The organism is Dyadobacter sp. CY261 (genome assembly GCF_021440085.1).
In the GTDB taxonomy this organism is placed as follows: domain Bacteria; phylum Bacteroidota; class Bacteroidia; order Cytophagales; family Spirosomataceae; genus Dyadobacter.
The window spans coordinates 1-16,182 of sequence record NZ_JAKCPW010000009.1 but is presented as its reverse complement, the minus strand read 5'-3'; the positions used below and the strand labels follow the sequence as shown (position 1 = coordinate 16,182).

At 48.5% G+C, this 16,182-nt stretch carries 16 protein-coding genes; 7 read left to right on the top strand and 9 right to left on the bottom strand.

Annotated features, from left to right (window positions below; all coding sequences use genetic code 11):
• Positions 1-59: 59 nt before the first annotated feature.
• The 4 genes from LZD49_RS23510 to LZD49_RS23495 all read right to left on the bottom strand — a co-directional run bounded on the left by LZD49_RS23510 (position 60) and on the right by LZD49_RS23495 (position 5,558).
• Positions 60-494 (bottom strand): NfeD family protein, encoded by a 435-nt coding sequence (locus LZD49_RS23510; RefSeq protein WP_234670129.1) that lies wholly within the window; start codon positions 492-494, stop codon positions 60-62.
• 2 nt (positions 495-496) lie between these two features.
• Positions 497-1,408: an SPFH domain-containing protein gene (locus tag LZD49_RS23505; protein ID WP_234670128.1), complete on the bottom strand. Its 912-nt coding sequence runs from the start codon at positions 1,406-1,408 to the stop codon at positions 497-499.
• A gap of 121 nt (positions 1,409-1,529) precedes the next feature.
• On the bottom strand, positions 1,530-4,247 hold the full coding sequence (locus LZD49_RS23500; RefSeq protein ID WP_234670127.1) for a glycoside hydrolase family 9 protein: 2,718 nt from the start codon (positions 4,245-4,247) through the stop codon (positions 1,530-1,532).
• Positions 4,248-4,391: 144 nt separating this feature from the next.
• Positions 4,392-5,558 carry an acyl-CoA dehydrogenase family protein gene (locus LZD49_RS23495; RefSeq protein ID WP_234670126.1) on the bottom strand — a complete coding sequence of 389 codons (1,167 nt, stop codon included), beginning with the start codon at positions 5,556-5,558 and terminating at the stop codon, positions 4,392-4,394.
• Between the two features lie 213 nt (positions 5,559-5,771).
• On the opposite strand from LZD49_RS23495, the gene LZD49_RS23490 reads away from it, so the two are divergent.
• Both LZD49_RS23490 and LZD49_RS23485 read left to right on the top strand, forming a co-directional pair.
• A complete protein-coding gene (locus LZD49_RS23490) occupies positions 5,772-7,088 on the top strand; it encodes a UDP-glucose/GDP-mannose dehydrogenase family protein (protein WP_234670125.1) in 1,317 nt (438 codons plus the stop codon).
• 36 nt (positions 7,089-7,124) lie between these two features.
• Positions 7,125-8,117, top strand: a complete 993-nt coding sequence (locus LZD49_RS23485; protein ID WP_234670124.1) for a UDP-glucuronic acid decarboxylase family protein — start codon at positions 7,125-7,127, stop codon at positions 8,115-8,117.
• Between the two features lie 109 nt (positions 8,118-8,226).
• On the opposite strand, the gene frr is transcribed toward LZD49_RS23485, so the two are convergent.
• The 4 genes from frr to dusB form a co-directional block, all read right to left on the bottom strand.
• On the bottom strand, positions 8,227-8,787 hold the full coding sequence (gene frr / locus LZD49_RS23480) for a ribosome recycling factor (protein ID WP_234670123.1): 561 nt from the start codon (positions 8,785-8,787) through the stop codon (positions 8,227-8,229).
• Between the two features lie 24 nt (positions 8,788-8,811).
• Positions 8,812-9,534: a UMP kinase gene (gene pyrH / locus LZD49_RS23475; RefSeq protein ID WP_234670122.1), complete on the bottom strand. Its 723-nt coding sequence runs from the start codon at positions 9,532-9,534 to the stop codon at positions 8,812-8,814.
• Between the two features lie 62 nt (positions 9,535-9,596).
• Positions 9,597-10,124, bottom strand: coding sequence for a biotin/lipoyl-containing protein (locus LZD49_RS23470; protein WP_234670121.1), 528 nt, complete (start codon positions 10,122-10,124; stop codon positions 9,597-9,599).
• Positions 10,118-11,107, bottom strand: coding sequence for a tRNA dihydrouridine synthase DusB (gene dusB, locus LZD49_RS23465; protein WP_234670120.1), 990 nt, complete (start codon positions 11,105-11,107; stop codon positions 10,118-10,120). The genes LZD49_RS23470 and dusB overlap by 7 nt, the downstream gene beginning before the upstream one ends.
• 188 nt (positions 11,108-11,295) lie before the next feature.
• Here dusB and LZD49_RS23460 point away from each other — a divergent pair, with 188 nt between their 5' ends.
• The 4 genes from LZD49_RS23460 to LZD49_RS23445 all read left to right on the top strand — a co-directional run bounded on the left by LZD49_RS23460 (position 11,296) and on the right by LZD49_RS23445 (position 14,235).
• A complete protein-coding gene (locus tag LZD49_RS23460) occupies positions 11,296-12,255 on the top strand; it encodes a CPBP family intramembrane glutamic endopeptidase (RefSeq protein ID WP_234670119.1) in 960 nt (319 codons plus the stop codon).
• 31 nt (positions 12,256-12,286) lie between these two features.
• Positions 12,287-12,508, top strand: coding sequence for a DUF2007 domain-containing protein (locus tag LZD49_RS23455; protein WP_234670118.1), 222 nt, complete (start codon positions 12,287-12,289; stop codon positions 12,506-12,508).
• Positions 12,480-13,313 carry a phosphatidate cytidylyltransferase gene (locus LZD49_RS23450; protein ID WP_234670117.1) on the top strand — a complete coding sequence of 278 codons (834 nt, stop codon included), beginning with the start codon at positions 12,480-12,482 and terminating at the stop codon, positions 13,311-13,313. The genes LZD49_RS23455 and LZD49_RS23450 overlap by 29 nt, the downstream gene beginning before the upstream one ends.
• Positions 13,314-13,479: 166 nt before the next feature.
• Positions 13,480-14,235, top strand: coding sequence for a carboxypeptidase-like regulatory domain-containing protein (locus tag LZD49_RS23445; RefSeq protein ID WP_234670116.1), 756 nt, complete (start codon positions 13,480-13,482; stop codon positions 14,233-14,235).
• Here LZD49_RS23445 and LZD49_RS23440 read toward each other — a convergent pair.
• A complete protein-coding gene (locus LZD49_RS23440; protein WP_234670115.1) occupies positions 14,232-15,041 on the bottom strand; it encodes a UDP-2,3-diacylglucosamine diphosphatase in 810 nt (269 codons plus the stop codon). The genes LZD49_RS23445 and LZD49_RS23440 overlap by 4 nt on opposite strands.
• A 216-nt stretch (positions 15,042-15,257) precedes the next feature.
• On the opposite strand from LZD49_RS23440, the gene LZD49_RS23435 reads away from it, so the two are divergent.
• The gene (locus LZD49_RS23435; protein WP_234670114.1) at positions 15,258-16,001 is read left to right on the top strand and encodes a hypothetical protein; all 744 of its coding nucleotides are present in this window, start codon (positions 15,258-15,260) and stop codon (positions 15,999-16,001) included.
• Positions 16,002-16,182 lie beyond the last annotated feature (181 nt).

The following is a 16,182-nucleotide window of genomic DNA, read 5'->3' as shown; positions in this document are numbered from 1 at the left end:
AAAAGCCGTGGGGTTCGATCGATCGTGCCCACGGCTTTTGCTTTAACTGTATTTCAAAATCAGGATTCTTCTACGATCAGTACAATACCATCCGTTTTCTTGATAACGACCTTGCTGCCTGCGGGTATAATCTCATGATTTTCCGAAACGGCTTTCCATTCGGCACCGCGGTAATAGATCCTGCCTTCGCCATTGCCGGGAATATCGCGGATTACCATGGCCGTTTCGCCGGTGAATTCACTGTATTCGGGAGAGGAGCGGCGTTCGAGGAGTTTACGGGCTTGCTTTCGCAAAACGAGCAGGGAAATCAGTGAGATGGCGGAGAATGCGAGTATCTGGCTTTCGGTGCTAGGCAATAGCCCGAAGGTGGTTAAAAGGGATGTCAGCAAGGCACCTATTGCGAAGAAGACGAATACAAGCAGGACACTGACCAGTTCCGCGAGAAGCATCACCAGCCCAACAATAAGCCAAATCTGAGGTAATGTCAAATCCATTGCTATTTCTTCGGTTCAGATTTGACGACTGTTAGTGCGGTCGCAATGAGCGAACCCATATCGGCGAGGTTTGCGGGGAGGATCAACGTATTGCCGGCTTTGGCCAGCTTGCCAAATTGTTCCACATAGTTTTCGGCCACTTTCAACTGTACCGCTTCCGCACCCCCTTCTTCGCGAATCGCCTGTGCAACGAGCCTGATACTTTCGGCAGTTGCCTCTGCCACCGATTTCAATGCGGAAGCTTCACCTTCTGCTTCGTTAATTTGCCGTAGCCGGATACCTTCCGATTCCAGCACAACTTTCTGTTTTTGACCCTCCGCCACATTAATGGCCGCCTGCTTTTCACCATCCGATTGCAATATTACGGCACGGCGTTCGCGCTCGGCCTGCATTTGCTTTTCCATTGCAATCAAAACGCTCTGCGGCGGGGTAATATTTTTGATTTCATAACGGAGCACCTTCACCCCCCAGCCCGTAGCAGCCTCGTCGATAGACTCTACCACCGCACGGTTGATGGTCATACGTTCCTCGAACGTTTTGTCCAGATCCAATTTGCCGATCTCGCTCCGCATGGTGGTTTGAGCAAGCTGTATGACCGCGAAAGTATAGTCTGCAATGCCATAAGCCGCCTTTCTTGGATCGATTACCTGAATGAATATAACGCCGTCCATGCGTACCTGTACGTTGTCGCGTGTGATACATATCTGCTCCGGAATGTCGACAGCCGCCTCTTTCAATGTGTATTTGTAGGCAATGCGGTCGAAGAATGGGATGATGAAGTTAATGCCAGGTTGAAGGACGGCATAGAACTTTCCCAGACGTTCCAGAATGTAAGCACTTTGTTGCGGGACAACCTTGACGGTCATCAAAATGGTAAGGACTACCAGTACAAGCAAGACAATGAAGGGGGTCATAACAAGTCGGTTTAAGGTCTATGGCGAAAATAGCATGAAGCGTTCTTCATTCCTACCGGTCTCGGACTAGTGTAAGGTAATGGTGCCCGTCGGTCGAACTCCCGGATAAATGGTTCTCTGGTTATGGGATCAGCAACCTTCTGCTTCCGAAATCTTCGCCCGCACCACCGCGAAGTCGTACAATGTACACACCCGAAGCCAGCCCGGAGATATTGAATGCCAAACCGCGGCCAGGCAACGTTCTTCTGACCACCGAGCCTTGTAAGTTGTAAAGCTCAGCCTGATATTGTGCAGCCGGAGTATCGGTTTTATTCTTAACTAAAATGCTGTAAATATGCCTGTTAACAGGTGTTACGGACCATTGGACTTGCCTGCACGCCAGTCGGGCGAAACGGATCGACGAGTTTTCAAATGTCCTGTCGGCATCGACCATTTTAAGGCGATAGTAGTTGACCGATTGCGGGGAAGGGTCTTCAAAGTCATAATGCCTGATGGAATTGGATGAACCGGCGGCATCGATCCGACCTATTGCGGTGAAATTTCGGCCATCGGCACTGTGCTCAACGGCGAAGTATGCGGCATTCACTTCTTCGGAGGTGCGCCACTGCAATTTAACCTTGCAGTCTGCTATTTTTACCTCAAATGCTTCTAACCGCACTGGCAGCGGATCGGCTGCAATATTGCTAAAAAACGCAAAAACCGCCGCCGTCACACTGATCTCCTGCACGGTAAATTCGGACATTTCAACGGCTTGCCGAGCATCGGTGTAGCGCCGAAGTACGGGGTAGGGATCCTCTTTGCGATAACCATTCGGGTAACGGTTCAGTAAATCCTGAATGGCAAAGCTCGAAGGCCGGTTCATCAGCAGCGAAGCTGCTGGCCCGAAAACCGGCACACCAGGAACCGGCTCCGCAAATCTGCCAGGTACGGTCGACCAGTGCAATGGATATTTAGGAGAATGCTTGCCAGTTCCGGTTATAAAGCACTGGGACAGGGGATTGTTACCCAGTGGGATATCAAGCTGAATTTTGGCATAATCCAGCAGTTCCGGTTTTTGAAGCAGCGAGGCAAACAGAATATAATCGAAGGCATAACTCTGTGCCATCCCAAACGTTCCATAACCGACATAGCCTTTAAAATGATGGTAGGCACCGTGGTAGGCGTGGATTTTCATGGTGCGGTTGTAATAATTACCTAATACTTCACTGTTTAATCTGCTTTTAAACTCCTGTACAAATGCGGCATCCGTTGGGAACGAAGTCGTAGCATGTGCCCAGGCGGCTTTGAAAGTATGCTGTTGCCAGCTCATTGTCGCATGGAACTGGTGGGGAATCTGGCCGTACCAGTTCTTGAAATCCGCGTTGTATTGCGGCTCTCCGGTAGTTTTGTAAAGTTCTGCTGCTGCCCACGCCCGGTTATCGGCATCGATCGGATCGGGATAGGATCCGGCGTTGATGCCTGGCACGCTAACCGGTGGGGTTGGTGTGAGATGATCATTCAGGAACGACCACGCTCTACGGGCTTTGTCGAGGCACGACGCCGAGTAGGCAGGATTGTATTTCTTGAAATTTCGGGCCGCCATGGCCATTGATGCCGCGAAAAGTGCCGTGGATTGTGTGGTTTTTTCCGAAATAATTAGTGTGTTGTGCTCGTCGCCTGGCAGGCCCTGCGGCCATGTCGCGGGTGTGACGCGGAAGTAGACGGCGCCGTCGGGAGCCTGCATTTGCATCAGCCAGTCGGTTTCGTATTTGGCCTCGTCGAGCCAGTCGGGAATACCGTTTCCGCTTTCCGGGAGGTTCAGGTGACTGTCGGGGAATTTCTGAGGATAGCGTTCAAAGGCCGTGAAAAGGATGAACAACGCGCTGGCGGCTGTGGGTACATAGCGCCCGTAATCCCCCGCATCCAGCCAACCGCCTTGCATAGGAAGCTGCGTCCCTGGCGGATGATCAGATGATGAGTAAAGCGGTGAATTGGTGTGTGAAGTATGGATTTGCGCTGTTTGAGAGGGCAAGCCTTCGCGGGCCCACGCTCCACTATAGACGCCTTCGAGCTTCCCCGAACGCTGGTAATACAAAGCCCTTGCCGAGTTATAATAAAGTTCATTATAGCAGTCGGCCGAGATGGTAAAAGTTTCTGACCTGCCGTAGCCAGGGACGTAAATGTGATATTGGCCGGGCGTTTGCCATGCCGAAAAATCAATGTCAAAGACCCTTTCGCCACTGAATGCGGAATCGGATTTGAGATATTTACAATTCCCTTCAAAAACAGCTTGCTGATCTGCCCCGATAATCTGGAACGGCGGCGGCGAAATAGTATCGATGGGCATGAACCAGGCGTCGCCCAGGAACCTCCCCAATTTCCCAAGCTTAGGCCCTTCCGGCAAGTAACCAACCTGGTTGGCCTTTACATTGCCGAGGATGTCGGTGTCGCTGAAAGTAAATGTGGTATTCAAAACGGTTGCATTGCCGTCAACATCCTGAATAGGCTCGGCTTGCATATGATAGGATTTGCCGTTTTTGAATGGTTTGTCAAAAATCAGATATAGCTCAAAGACAATATCCGGCTCGCCGTTGGTTGAAAGTCCTTGTACAAAGCTATGCCGACCAACACGGACAGGATTGGTCGTAGCTTGATAGTCGGGATCAGTCGTGGATTGCAACCAATATCGCTTCGGATTATGGCATCCTGTGGTGTCGAACCGCTCGCTGACCGTCAATAATGCGACGCGATCGGAAACGGGCGAGTAAGTGATTGTGGGGGCACCCGGCAGGGAGCCGGCTTTTTGGGCATATGCATAGCCGCTAGCCAGCATGAACAGCAGTAAGATCGTCTTTCCCATAACAATTGCGTTAGTTTGGGGCGGGAGTAACGATATTTGTGCCTCTTTTTGAAAATTTGGATATTAAAGTCCAGCCGGTCAGGTTCAATTATTAGCCGGTTGGGATGCACTCATTTTTACTTAACTAATAATGGATGTTGGGATTTAATTCCTCAAAATCTCTTTTGAAATCACCATTTTCTGAATCTCACTGGTGCCTTCACCGATGGTGCAGAGCTTACTGTCGCGGTAGAATTTTTCGGCAGGGTAATCTTTGACAAAACCATAACCCCCGAAAATCTGCACGGCCTCATTAGCGATGCGCACCGCCGTTTCCGATGAATGGTATTTCGCTACGGAGCTTGCCAGCGTCACTTTTTCGCCAGCATCTTTCAATGCAGCAGCATGGAATGTGAGCAAGGATGACGCTTGTGCGTCCGTGTACATATCTGCAAGTTTGAATGCGATGGCCTGGAAGTCGCAAATGGCTTTGCCGAACTGTTTGCGTTCTTTGGAATAAGCCAATGCTGCTTCATATGCACCCCATGCAGTACCGACCCCCAAAGCGGCGATGGAAATGCGGCCGCCATCCAGTATTTTGAGGGATTGGATAAATCCGTCGCCGATCTCTCCCAATCTCTGACTGTCGGGGATGCGACAATCCTGAAAAAGCAACTCCACCGTTTCAGAAGCACGCATTCCGAGCTTATCTTCTTTGCGACCCGCACTGAAACCGGGCGTATTACTGTCGATCACAAATGCAGTGGCGCCGTGCTTATCACCGGGCTCGCCGCTTCGGGTTATCACTACGAGCACATCAGCACTTTTTCCATTGGTGATGAAGTTTTTAGACCCATTAATTACCCAGTCGTTCCCATCTCTGACAGCCACTGTGCGCATATTGCCGGCGTCGGACCCGGTATTCGGCTCGGTAAGGCCCCAGGCGCCCACAAGCGTCCCCGAAGCGAGGCCGGGCAGGTATTTTTGCTTTTGTTCGTCGTTACCGAACATGTATATATGATTGGTACAAAGAGAATTATGTGCAGCCATCGACAATGCGATGGAAGGGTCTACCTTAGCCAGTTCTATGATTGCCGTAACATATTCCCGGTAGCCCAGACCGGCTCCGCCGAGGCTTTCCGGAATGACCATTCCCATGAGGCCGAGATCGCCCATGGCTTTGAAAAGTTCTTTTGGAAAATGCTGCTGCTCGTCCCAGGTGCGGGTATGCGGCTTAAGGTGAAGCACGGCGAAATCCCTGACGGTTTCCTTGATAAGGTCACAAATCTCGTCAGAAGGGTTTTTAGCTATCTCTTTTTCTCGTGTGTCCATAGGTGTTGATGATTATATTTGTGTGATTACCCAATGATAGTGAGAATGCGACAAAATCGCTAGCCTCTAACGAACAAATCGAAATGGCGGAGGTGAAGATTCGCTTAAAAAAATTACTTTTGCAACCATCCATAGACTCTGGACTTAGTTAAGTACAATTCCCGGATTTTTATTAAACAAGTGCCGAAACAGCTATACAATAATTAATCGTTTATGAAAATTGCAGTAGTAGGAACAGGATACGTTGGCTTGGTGACAGGTACGTGCTTTGCCGAGACAGGCAACCAGGTAACTTGTGTCGACATCGACGTTAGAAAGGTGGAACGCCTTCAAAAAGGAGAAATACCCATTTACGAGCCGGGCCTCGACGTGCTTTTCGACCGCAATGTGGCGGAAGGGCGATTGTTGTTCACAACCGACCTGCTCGAAGGTATCAAAGATGCGCAGGTAATATTCCTCGCATTACCAACCCCTCCCGGTGAAGATGGCTCCGCCGACCTCAAATATATTCTCAAGGTGGCCGACGACCTCGGTCCGATCCTTGACCAGTATGCGGTAATCATCGACAAAAGTACGGTTCCTGTGGGGACGGCCGAAAAAGTGCGTGCAGCGATCGCTAAAAATGCGAAAGTTGATTTCGATGTGGTGTCCAACCCTGAATTCCTTCGCGAGGGCGTAGCCGTGGAAGATTTCATGAAACCCGACCGCGTAGTGGTGGGTACAACCTCGGAAAAAGCCAAAAAGGTAATGGAGAAGCTTTATGCGCCATTGGTGCGTCAGGGTAACCCTGTTATCTTCATGGATGAGCGATCGGCTGAAATGACCAAATATGCGGCGAACTCGTTCCTGGCGATGAAAATTACTTTCATGAATGAAATCGCGAATCTTTGCGAGAAAGTCGGTGCCAATGTGGACGATATTCGTCGTGGTATCGGAACAGATAGCCGTATCGGCAAACGCTTCCTTTTCGCAGGAATCGGCTATGGTGGTAGCTGTTTTCCGAAGGATGTACAGGCATTGGCCAAAACATCCAAAGATTTTGATTACGATTTCCGCATTCTGAAATCGGTGATGGATGTGAACGATGACCAGAAGAGGAAGTTGCTTCCGATGGTGGAAGGCTATTTTGCAGATGGTCTTAAGGGCAAAACGATCGCAGTTTGGGGATTGGCATTCAAACCTTACACTGACGACATTCGTGAAGCACCTGCATTGGAAAACATCGAAGCATTGCTCGCGGCCGGGGCGAAAGTAGTAGCCTACGATCCGGAGGCAATGACCAACGTAAAGGGTGTCTTAGGCGATAAAGTGACATTCTGCCACACGCCCTACGCGGCGCTCGACGATGCGGATGCATTGATGATCTTTACCGAATGGCCCCAGTTCCGTACGCCGGAATTTGAAAAAATGAGTAAACTGCTGAAAAATAAAGTGGTTTTTGATGGCCGGAACCTGTACGAACTTGATCAGATGCGCGAAATGGGGTATACTTATTACAGCATCGGTCGCGAGAAGGTGGTGCCGGCCTGATCATAAATTAGTAAATACTCTAACTTACTCATCTTAATGAAACGTGTTTTAATTACGGGAGCAGCAGGTTTCCTGGGTTCGCACCTCTGCGAGCGTTTTCTAAAGGAGGGAATGTATGTGATCGGGATGGACAACCTGATCACGGGTGATATGCGCAATATCGAGCATTTGATGCCAGACCCGAACTTCGAGTTTAACCATCATGATGTGACTAAATATGTGCACGTGCCGGGCGAGCTCGACTACATCATGCACTTTGCATCCCCAGCAAGTCCGATCGATTATCTGAAAATCCCTATCCAGACGCTTAAAGTAGGAGCAATGGGAACGCACAACCTGCTGGGATTGGCCCGCGCCAAAAAATCACGTTTCATCATCGCTTCCACTTCGGAAGTGTATGGCGACCCGCTGGTACACCCGCAAACCGAGGAGTATTGGGGCCACGTGAACCCGATCGGCCCACGCGGTTGCTACGACGAGGCGAAACGTTACCAGGAGGCGATCACGATGGCATACCACCGCTACCATGATCTGGAAACCCGTATTGTCCGCATCTTCAACACCTATGGGCCCAGAATGCGCCTGAACGACGGACGCGTATTACCGGCATTCATGGGCCAGGCATTGCGTGGTGAGGACATTACTGTGTTTGGTGATGGTTCACAAACCCGTTCATTCTGCTATGTCGATGATTTGGTGGAAGGGATTTACCGTTTGCTCATGAGCGATTATTCTTTACCTGTCAACATCGGTAACCCCAGGGAAATCACCATCGGGCAGTTCGCAGAAGAGATTATCAAGCTGACAGGCACCGATCAGAAAGTGGTCTATAAACCTCTTCCGCAGGATGATCCCAAACAGCGCCAGCCGGATATTTCGAAAGCAAAGGAAATCCTTGGATGGGAGCCAAAGGTGTCGCGTGAGGAAGGTTTACGCATTACTTACGATTATTTCCGCAGCTTGCCGAAAGAGCGTCTGTACGAGGAGTCAAATCACCGCGGTTTCGAAGGATTCAGCGCCAATAAATAAAAAGTATCTTCAGTGGTCGGCCGTCGGCCGCCTATTTTCTAATAGATTCATATCAAAAAACCCGCGTAAAGCGGGTTTTTTGATGGTTAAGGTAGGGAATCAGTCGTTGTTATACTTCCATGATCTCCTTTTCCTTGATGGAGAATATCTGTTCAATCCTGGCAATGTAGCTGTCTGTCAGTTTCTGAACGCGGTCCTCACTGGATTTTACCAGATCTTCGGAAACGCCTTCTTTTGTCAGTTTGCGCAAGGAGTTGTTGGCGTCCTGACGTATGTTACGGACATTGATCTTCGCTGTTTCGATCTCATTTTTGGCACGTTTTACCAGCTCGCGTCTGCGTTCTTCATTCAATGGGGGAACAGAAATCCGGATCATTTCGCCATCATTGGAAGGAGAAAAGCCTAGGTTACTGTTACGGATGGCCTTTTCGATGTCGTTGATGATCTTTTTCTCAAAAGGCTTGATTGCCAGTGTCCGTGCATCGGGCGTATTGATCGTCGACACGTTCTGGATCGGCGTCATTGAACCATAGTATTCGATCTGAAGACCTTCCAGCATTTGTGGAGATGCTTTTCCGGCGCGGATTTTACCTAATTCGATGATAAGGTGTTTGATTGCGCCTTCCATGGTATCCTTGGCGTCGTCCAGATATAATTCTATCTCTTCCATTGTGTTATAATAAGCTGTATTTTTCTATTGGTTCGAAATCAGCGTTCCGACTTTTCCACCCATTACCAGATCGTATAGGTTACCGGGCTTATTCATATCGAATACGATGATCGGAAGATCGTTTTCCTTGCACAATGTAAATGCGGTAAGGTCCATGATCTTAAGATTTTTGGATAGCGCTTCGTCAAACGAAAGCTGGTCATATTTGGTAGCGGTCGGGTCCTTCTCCGGATCGGCCGTGTAAACGCCGTCAACACGGGTTCCTTTTAATACCACTTCCGATTCCGACTCGATCGCGCGAAGGCCAGCCGTAGTGTCGGTTGTGAAATAAGGATTACCAGTTCCTGCCCCGAAAATTACCACACGCCCTTTTTCGAGGTGACGAACTGCGCGGCGGCGGATCAATGGTTCGCAAACCTGCTCCATTTTGATCGCAGACATCAAACGCGTGTTCATACCATGTTTTTCCAATGAGCTCTGAATGGCCATCCCGTTGATCACGGTTGCCAGCATGCCCATATGATCGCCTTGAACACGGTCTATCCCTGATTTTTCCACGGAAGCTCCGCGAAAAATATTCCCACCACCAATGACGATTGCAACCTGTACGCCAACCTCAGTAATCCTTTTGATTTCCTTTGCGTAATTGTCGAGAATGTTAAAGTCGATGACCTGGGCTTTATCGCCCCCGTTGAGTGCTTCTCCGCTGAGTTTCAGTAATAAACGTTTGAATTTTGGTTCCGGCATGGTTGGGATGTGGTGTTTTGATCTGTAAAAATAAGCGGACGAAGTTCAGATTCACAAGTTATTTAGTGAAACTCCAATAATACCTGGTTTTTTTCCACAATCTGCCCGGGTGCTACTTTCAGGGTTTTAATGACACCACTACCAGATGATTTGATCACATTTTCCATTTTCATCGCTACCAGCACGAGCAGGTTGTCGCCTTTGGCAATGCTGTCGCCCTCGGCCACGGCAATGGACTGGATCAGGCCCGGCATGGGTGCTTTTACATTGTTGATTTTTTGAGAAGCGTTGTTTTGCATACCCATTTTTTCGAGCAGAAGATCAAGGTCGTCCTTGGCCGAAGTATAGTAATGCTGCCCGTTGATGAGTAGATGAGTCGATTTCTCCGCCGGATTGCGGTCGATCACTTCGATATTGTATGATTTATTTTTCCAAATAATGTGGAACCGGTTATGACCGAGGGCGACAATATCGCCTTCAAAAGCTTTTCCATCGATAAACCAGGCATTCTGCTGATGATCTATGTCAAATGTATTGCCGTTTTCAGATTGCTCGCCCTGCGGCTTGTTGCCCACGTTTATTTTTAGCATACTATTTCGCTGTAATCGTTCGAAATTTCTTTGAGGATACTTTCGAGTTCGTCAAATGTAGGTGCTTCCACGAGACGCATGCGGTAGGGCTTAAAGTGTTCCAGCCCTTTGAAATAGTTGGTATAATGCCTTCTCATTTCAAAAACACCGGCCACCGGGCCTTTCCAACGGATCGAGAATTCGAGGTGCCTGCGGCAAACGTCCACGCGCTGCTCCATCGTAGGAGGCGGCAGTTTTTCGCCGGTTCTGAGATAATGCTTAATCTCGTTGAACACCCAGGGATTGCCAATAGATGCACGGCCGATCATAATGCCGTCGACGCCATATCTGTTTTTATATTCCAAAGCCTTTTCGGGCGTATCGATATCACCATTACCGAAAATAGGGATGGTGATGCGCGGGTTTTCCTTCACTTTGGCGATCAGCGACCAGTCGGCGGAGCCTTTGTACATCTGCACACGGGTTCGTCCGTGAATGGACAATGCCTTAATCCCAATGTCCTGCAGACGCTCTGCTACTTCTTCGATGTTCCGGGTATTATCATCCCAGCCCAGCCGCGTTTTTACAGTCACAGGCAAATGCGTCGATTTAACAACGGATTCGGTCATTTTGACCATCTTAGGAATGTCCTGCAATAATGCAGCCCCTGCGCCACGGCAGGCGACATTTTTGACCGGGCAGCCGTAGTTAATATCGATGAGGTCGGGGTTGACGCGAGAAGCGATCTCCGCACATGAGCCCATCGTTTCCACGTCGCTGCCGAAGAGCTGAATGCCCACCGGTCTTTCATATTCAAATATATCCAGCTTCTGAACGCTTTTGGCTGCATCACGGATCAGACCTTCCGACGATACAAACTCGGTATACATCAAATCTGCACCGTTTTCCTTGCAAACTGCACGGAACGGTGGGTCGCTCACATCTTCCATCGGAGCCAGCAGCAGCGGGAAGTCACTCAACTCAATATTTCCAATCTTAACCATAAGCCATCATAAGCACTTCGCAGTAGTATGTCCCGGAGTGGAACTCCCGGAGTGGAACTCCCCGGAGTGGAACTTCCCGGAGTGGAACTTCCCGGAGTGGAACTCCCCGGAAGGTAACCCCTTTACCCGGGCCGGTTTGCGAAGCCCTTGTTTACAAATTGATAATAAACTGTAAATTTACACCAATTATGCAAAATAGTAACCCGAATCTGGCCGTATCCCGTGTACCCGGCACCTGGGGCAGCTTATTGGTATTAGTCGGCTTCATGCTTATCGGGATGGCTGTGGGAAATGTGCTGGCTGTAATGGTCCTTGCCGTTTACCTCAAAGCGGATACTGAAAGCGTTACATCATTGCTCACACAGTTATTTGCCGAGCCTGAGAAAATACCGGACGGGTGGAATGCTTTAATGATCATGCAAGGTACCGTCCACTTTTGTTCTTACCTGCTGCCGACGCTGATTTACTGGTTCTATATCGAACGCCGCAATATCAGGCAGTTCAGCACCGAACGGACTCCGGCCTGGCACATCTGGGGACTTGCTTTTTTGCTAGTACTTGCATTTATCCCGGTGAACAGCAAGTTTATCGAATGGAACGCAGCCATGGATTTGCCGGATGCATTATCGGGGCTTGAAAAATGGATGCGTGATAAGGAAGATCAGCTTTCTGTCATGACTGATTTTCTCACTGGGTATGATAGTTTAAGTCAACTTTTGATTGCGTTGTTTGTGGTGACCCTCCTCCCGGCGCTGGGAGAGGAAGCACTTTTCCGGGGTGTTATTCAAACGAAGCTTTTCCAGGAATTGCGTAATATCCACGTCGCGGTGTGGCTGTCTGCGGCTATTTTTAGCGCTATTCACTTCCAGTTTTACGGTTTTCTGCCGCGGATGATGCTTGGTGCATTGTTCGGCTATCTGTATTATTGGACGGGAAACATTTGGGTGGCTGTGCTTGCGCATTTTGTAAACAACGGTTTTGTGCTGGTAATGATGTACTTGCATAATGTGGGGATTGTCAAAATCAATATTGAGGAGGCTAAGTCGATGCCGTTTATACTAATTCTGGCGTCGCTGGTGGTTTCCACGGTCATACTCGGGGTGATCAAAAAGAACGGAGAAACGGCGAAAACAGGTTTTACCACATAACTTTTAAGAAAATTTAACATTTCAGAAATTCATGGAGGAGAATTGGGCGAAGGCCTACCAGAGCGGACAAATGATCCGGGCCGAAATAGCCCGTGAAATCTTAGAACAGAACGGAATCGCAGCGGTGATAGTCAATAAGCAGGACAGCAGCTATCCGATTTTCGGAATGTGTGAAGTGCATGTGCCCGCGGCCGACCTTGCAACGGCTCAAACCATACTGACGAATGAAGAAGCGCTTAAACAGTCTGAGTAATTTACAGCAAAGGACCATCACGGGGCTTGCAGGCGTATTTGTCATTATCAGTTGCATAATTTACAGCGAATGGTCGTTTTTACTGCTTTTTTGTGCTATCAGCTCTTTAACGCAGCTCGAATTTTATAAGCTGCTTGGCCTCGACGGTAACCAGCCGTTGACCTATTATGGCACCTTCTGTGGCACAGTCATGATACTTCTTGCGTATCTGATAGAACAGGATATTGTTGAGTTTGAAAACTACTTCATTATCAGTCCGTTGCTATCAATGATCTTTTTTATCAAACTGTACAAAAAGAATGACCTGAAACCTTTCACGAATATCGGGTTTACGTTTCTGGGCATTATTTACGTGGCATTACCTTTCGCGCTGATCATTGTGATGGCTTTGCGGGGCGGAACATATAATTATGAGATCGTTCTGGGCAGCCTGCTGTTGCTTTGGGCTTCTGATATTGGTGGGTATTTCGCAGGTACCAAGTTTGGGAAAAGAAAACTGTTCGAACGCATTTCACCTAAAAAATCCTGGGAGGGTTCGATCGGCAGTGCAGTTTTTGCGGGGATTATTGCATTTGCGCTCGGGCAATATTTCCGTACCTTCGAACCCTGGAAGTGGTATTGCATCGGGGCGATTATCGTCGTGGCGGGCACGTACGGAGATTTGGTAGAGTCGTTATTTAAGCGGAGCATCGCGATCAAAGACTCCGGAACCAGCATTCCCGGGCACGGCGGCTTTCTCGATCGCTTCGATGGACTTTTGCTGTCGGCACCATTTATTGTTACTTTTTTAAAGTTATTTTCCTGAGTAAAGCAGCTTTGTATAAAACGTGGGGCAATCCGCGGTTACTTGGGTCGTTTGTAAAATGAGGAACGAAATTTTACACGCTTTTCGCAGACACTATTCGAAGGGAAACTTATTATGCTAATCAAAGCTCTCGGGGGTGTCAATCCCGGAGCGTAATCTGGAAGGAATGAAACGGAGTTTTTTTATATTTTTCCTCGTGCTTGCGGGAATGTTGTGTGGCCGGGAGGCATTTGCTCAGGGTGAACAAAAGGCGATTATCTTCTCCGGCGTGGTTGTGGGAGGCAAAACCACCGAACGATTGCCGGGTGCCACTATTTTCATCGTGAACGCGGGACGGGGAACGCTTGCGAAAAGCGATGGTTCTTTCACAATTCCTGTTTTCCCGGGCGACAGCATTGTGTTCAGCTATGTGGGCTTCAAAAAGCAATACCATATTGTACCCAGAAACTATAATTCCGAGCTGTATTCAGCGATTGTTGCATTGCGGGAAGATGTTGTAACACTTTCGGGTGTAACAATTTACCCGTATTCAACCGAGGAAGAATTTAAAAAGGCTTTCCTCGCACTCAAGTTGCCTGATCAGGCGGAACGCGACGCTTTGGCGAAAAGTACCGATCCCGATTATATCAATCGTATGGCTGCCCAGGTGCCTAATAACGCGCAGACAAACTATCGGTATTCTATGGACCAGTTAATGTTTGGACGGGAATCCGCTGCCAATAAGGGATTTGCTACGAGTTTCCCGTTCCTGAACCCGTTTGCATGGGCTAAGTTTATCAAGTCGGTTAAAAATGGCGATTTGAAGCAAAAGGATTGGAGCAAGGAGCTGAATGCTACGCCGCGTGAGAATATCACCAAGCAGGATTTCATTATACCAAGCCCGAGCGAAGTAGAAGCTGCAAAGAAAAGGACCAGTAATTAATGGCCTGCCAGTTCAAACTTTTTTAACTGCAATTCATTTCCATCGAACACAGCATAATGCTGCTGTGTAACCCATTCCCCCAGATTAATATACCGCGAGCGGGCGCTGACATGCATATCCAGCACCAGGTGCCGGTGCCCGAATATGTAGAAATCATGGTGCATCGACGCCTCCACCTCGCGACAATATTGAAACAACCATTCATTGTCTGCGCCAAGAAATCTTTCTTCGCCCTTGTTTACATTAGCTAAACGGCTGCGCTTCGACCACTCGGAGGCGATCCACATGCCTACGTCCGGGTGCACGATTCGGAATAGCCCCTGAAAGAACCGGTTTTCGAATACTTTCTTCAAAAACTTGTAAGTATTGTCCCCGGGGCCGAGGCCGTCGCCATGCCCCACAAGCAGGTTTTTCTCGCCTGCTTGCGATCTGACTTTAAAATCAACCGGATTTCGGTAAACAGGAGCGCCTAGTTCTTCTGTCAGGTAGCCCGACATCCACATGTCGTGGTTCCCTGTAAAAATGATCAGTTCGATCCCTTCGTCAGTCAATTCGGCCAACTTCCCCAGCAAACGCACAAAACCCTTGGGAACAGCGCGATTGTATTCAAACCAGAAATCAAAAATATCACCCACCAGAACAATGGTCTGTGCATTATGCCGGATAGAATCAAGCCAAGTTACAATGCGTTTTTCACGTTCACGGCTTGCGGCAGCGGTGGGTACTCCAAGGTGAAAATCCGAAGCGAAGTAAATGCGGCGACCTGGCGCAAGTGTAATGTTTTTTGTCTGGAATTGAAGGCTCATGGGATATGGCAAATGCGGTGCAATTTACACTGTTCGCGTCAAATGCTCGCATGAGACGCGCTGTCGACCAGTAGCTCAAATAAAATCAGTGGGTTCTGCCGGATGTGTAAATTTAATATAGTGTTCACCCGACGTGTGCAATTCGGGAAATTGTAGCGATGGTATGGTTTTTCGACGGGCTCTTTTTAGCTTGCATTCATTTTAAATACCTGTGAAATGAAACGATATTTAACCATTATAGTGCTTTTGGTCGGCTTGTTGGGTGCTATTGCCCCAGCGATGGCGCAAGCGCCAAAGAAAATTCCTGCCGACAAGCAGCGTGCATTGCTCTGGAAGCCAGATAAAGGCCAATATTATTTTAGTCATGCCCTGGTTTTCGATTATCAAAACAAAGCCGACAAGTCCAGTGGCGCCCTCAAAATACATTTGGATCCTGTAACCGGCGCTATGTGTTTTGTGAAGGAAACCAGCTTTGGCCAGGGTGGTAAAAGCTTTGATTTCGTGATTGCCTTTCCCGATGGCAGATATATTTTCTGCGGAACGGACGAGGATGGGAAAAAGGTCAGGGTCAACGAGGTGGTGAAGGAGTTTAAGCCGGATATAGATACCAAAAAGCAGCAACAGGATGATTTTAAGACTTATGTCGTTCCCACGGAGAACAAAAGGGAGGAATTCGGCTTTACCAGCACTGAATACGACCTGACCTACGCAACTTCGGGAACACAGGAGAAAATCTGGCTGACTAAAACGCCATTCAGCGTGTATCCACTTTACGGCCTCGAATTTGTAGAAAGCGCGGTAAGTCTGCCCGTTTCGTTCGATTACATGAACCTGTTGCCTTCGGACCTGCTGCTTTCCGAAATCAATTCCAAGGATGTGGTGTTGAAATTGAAAAGTTTTGGAAAGGACCCTTATACAGCGAATACCAAAGGCTATTCAACGCTAAAAGTTAATGACTAATGTTTGGCACGTTGCCCCGAGCAGGTTTTTGTCAGTTTGAGCACAGTCGAAGGGCATGCACGTGCTGTCTTCGACTGCGCTCAGACTGACATTTGTTATAGCCAGACTGACATCTGTTATAGCCAGACTGACATTTGTTATAGCCAGACTGACATTTGTTATAGCCAGACTGACATTTGTT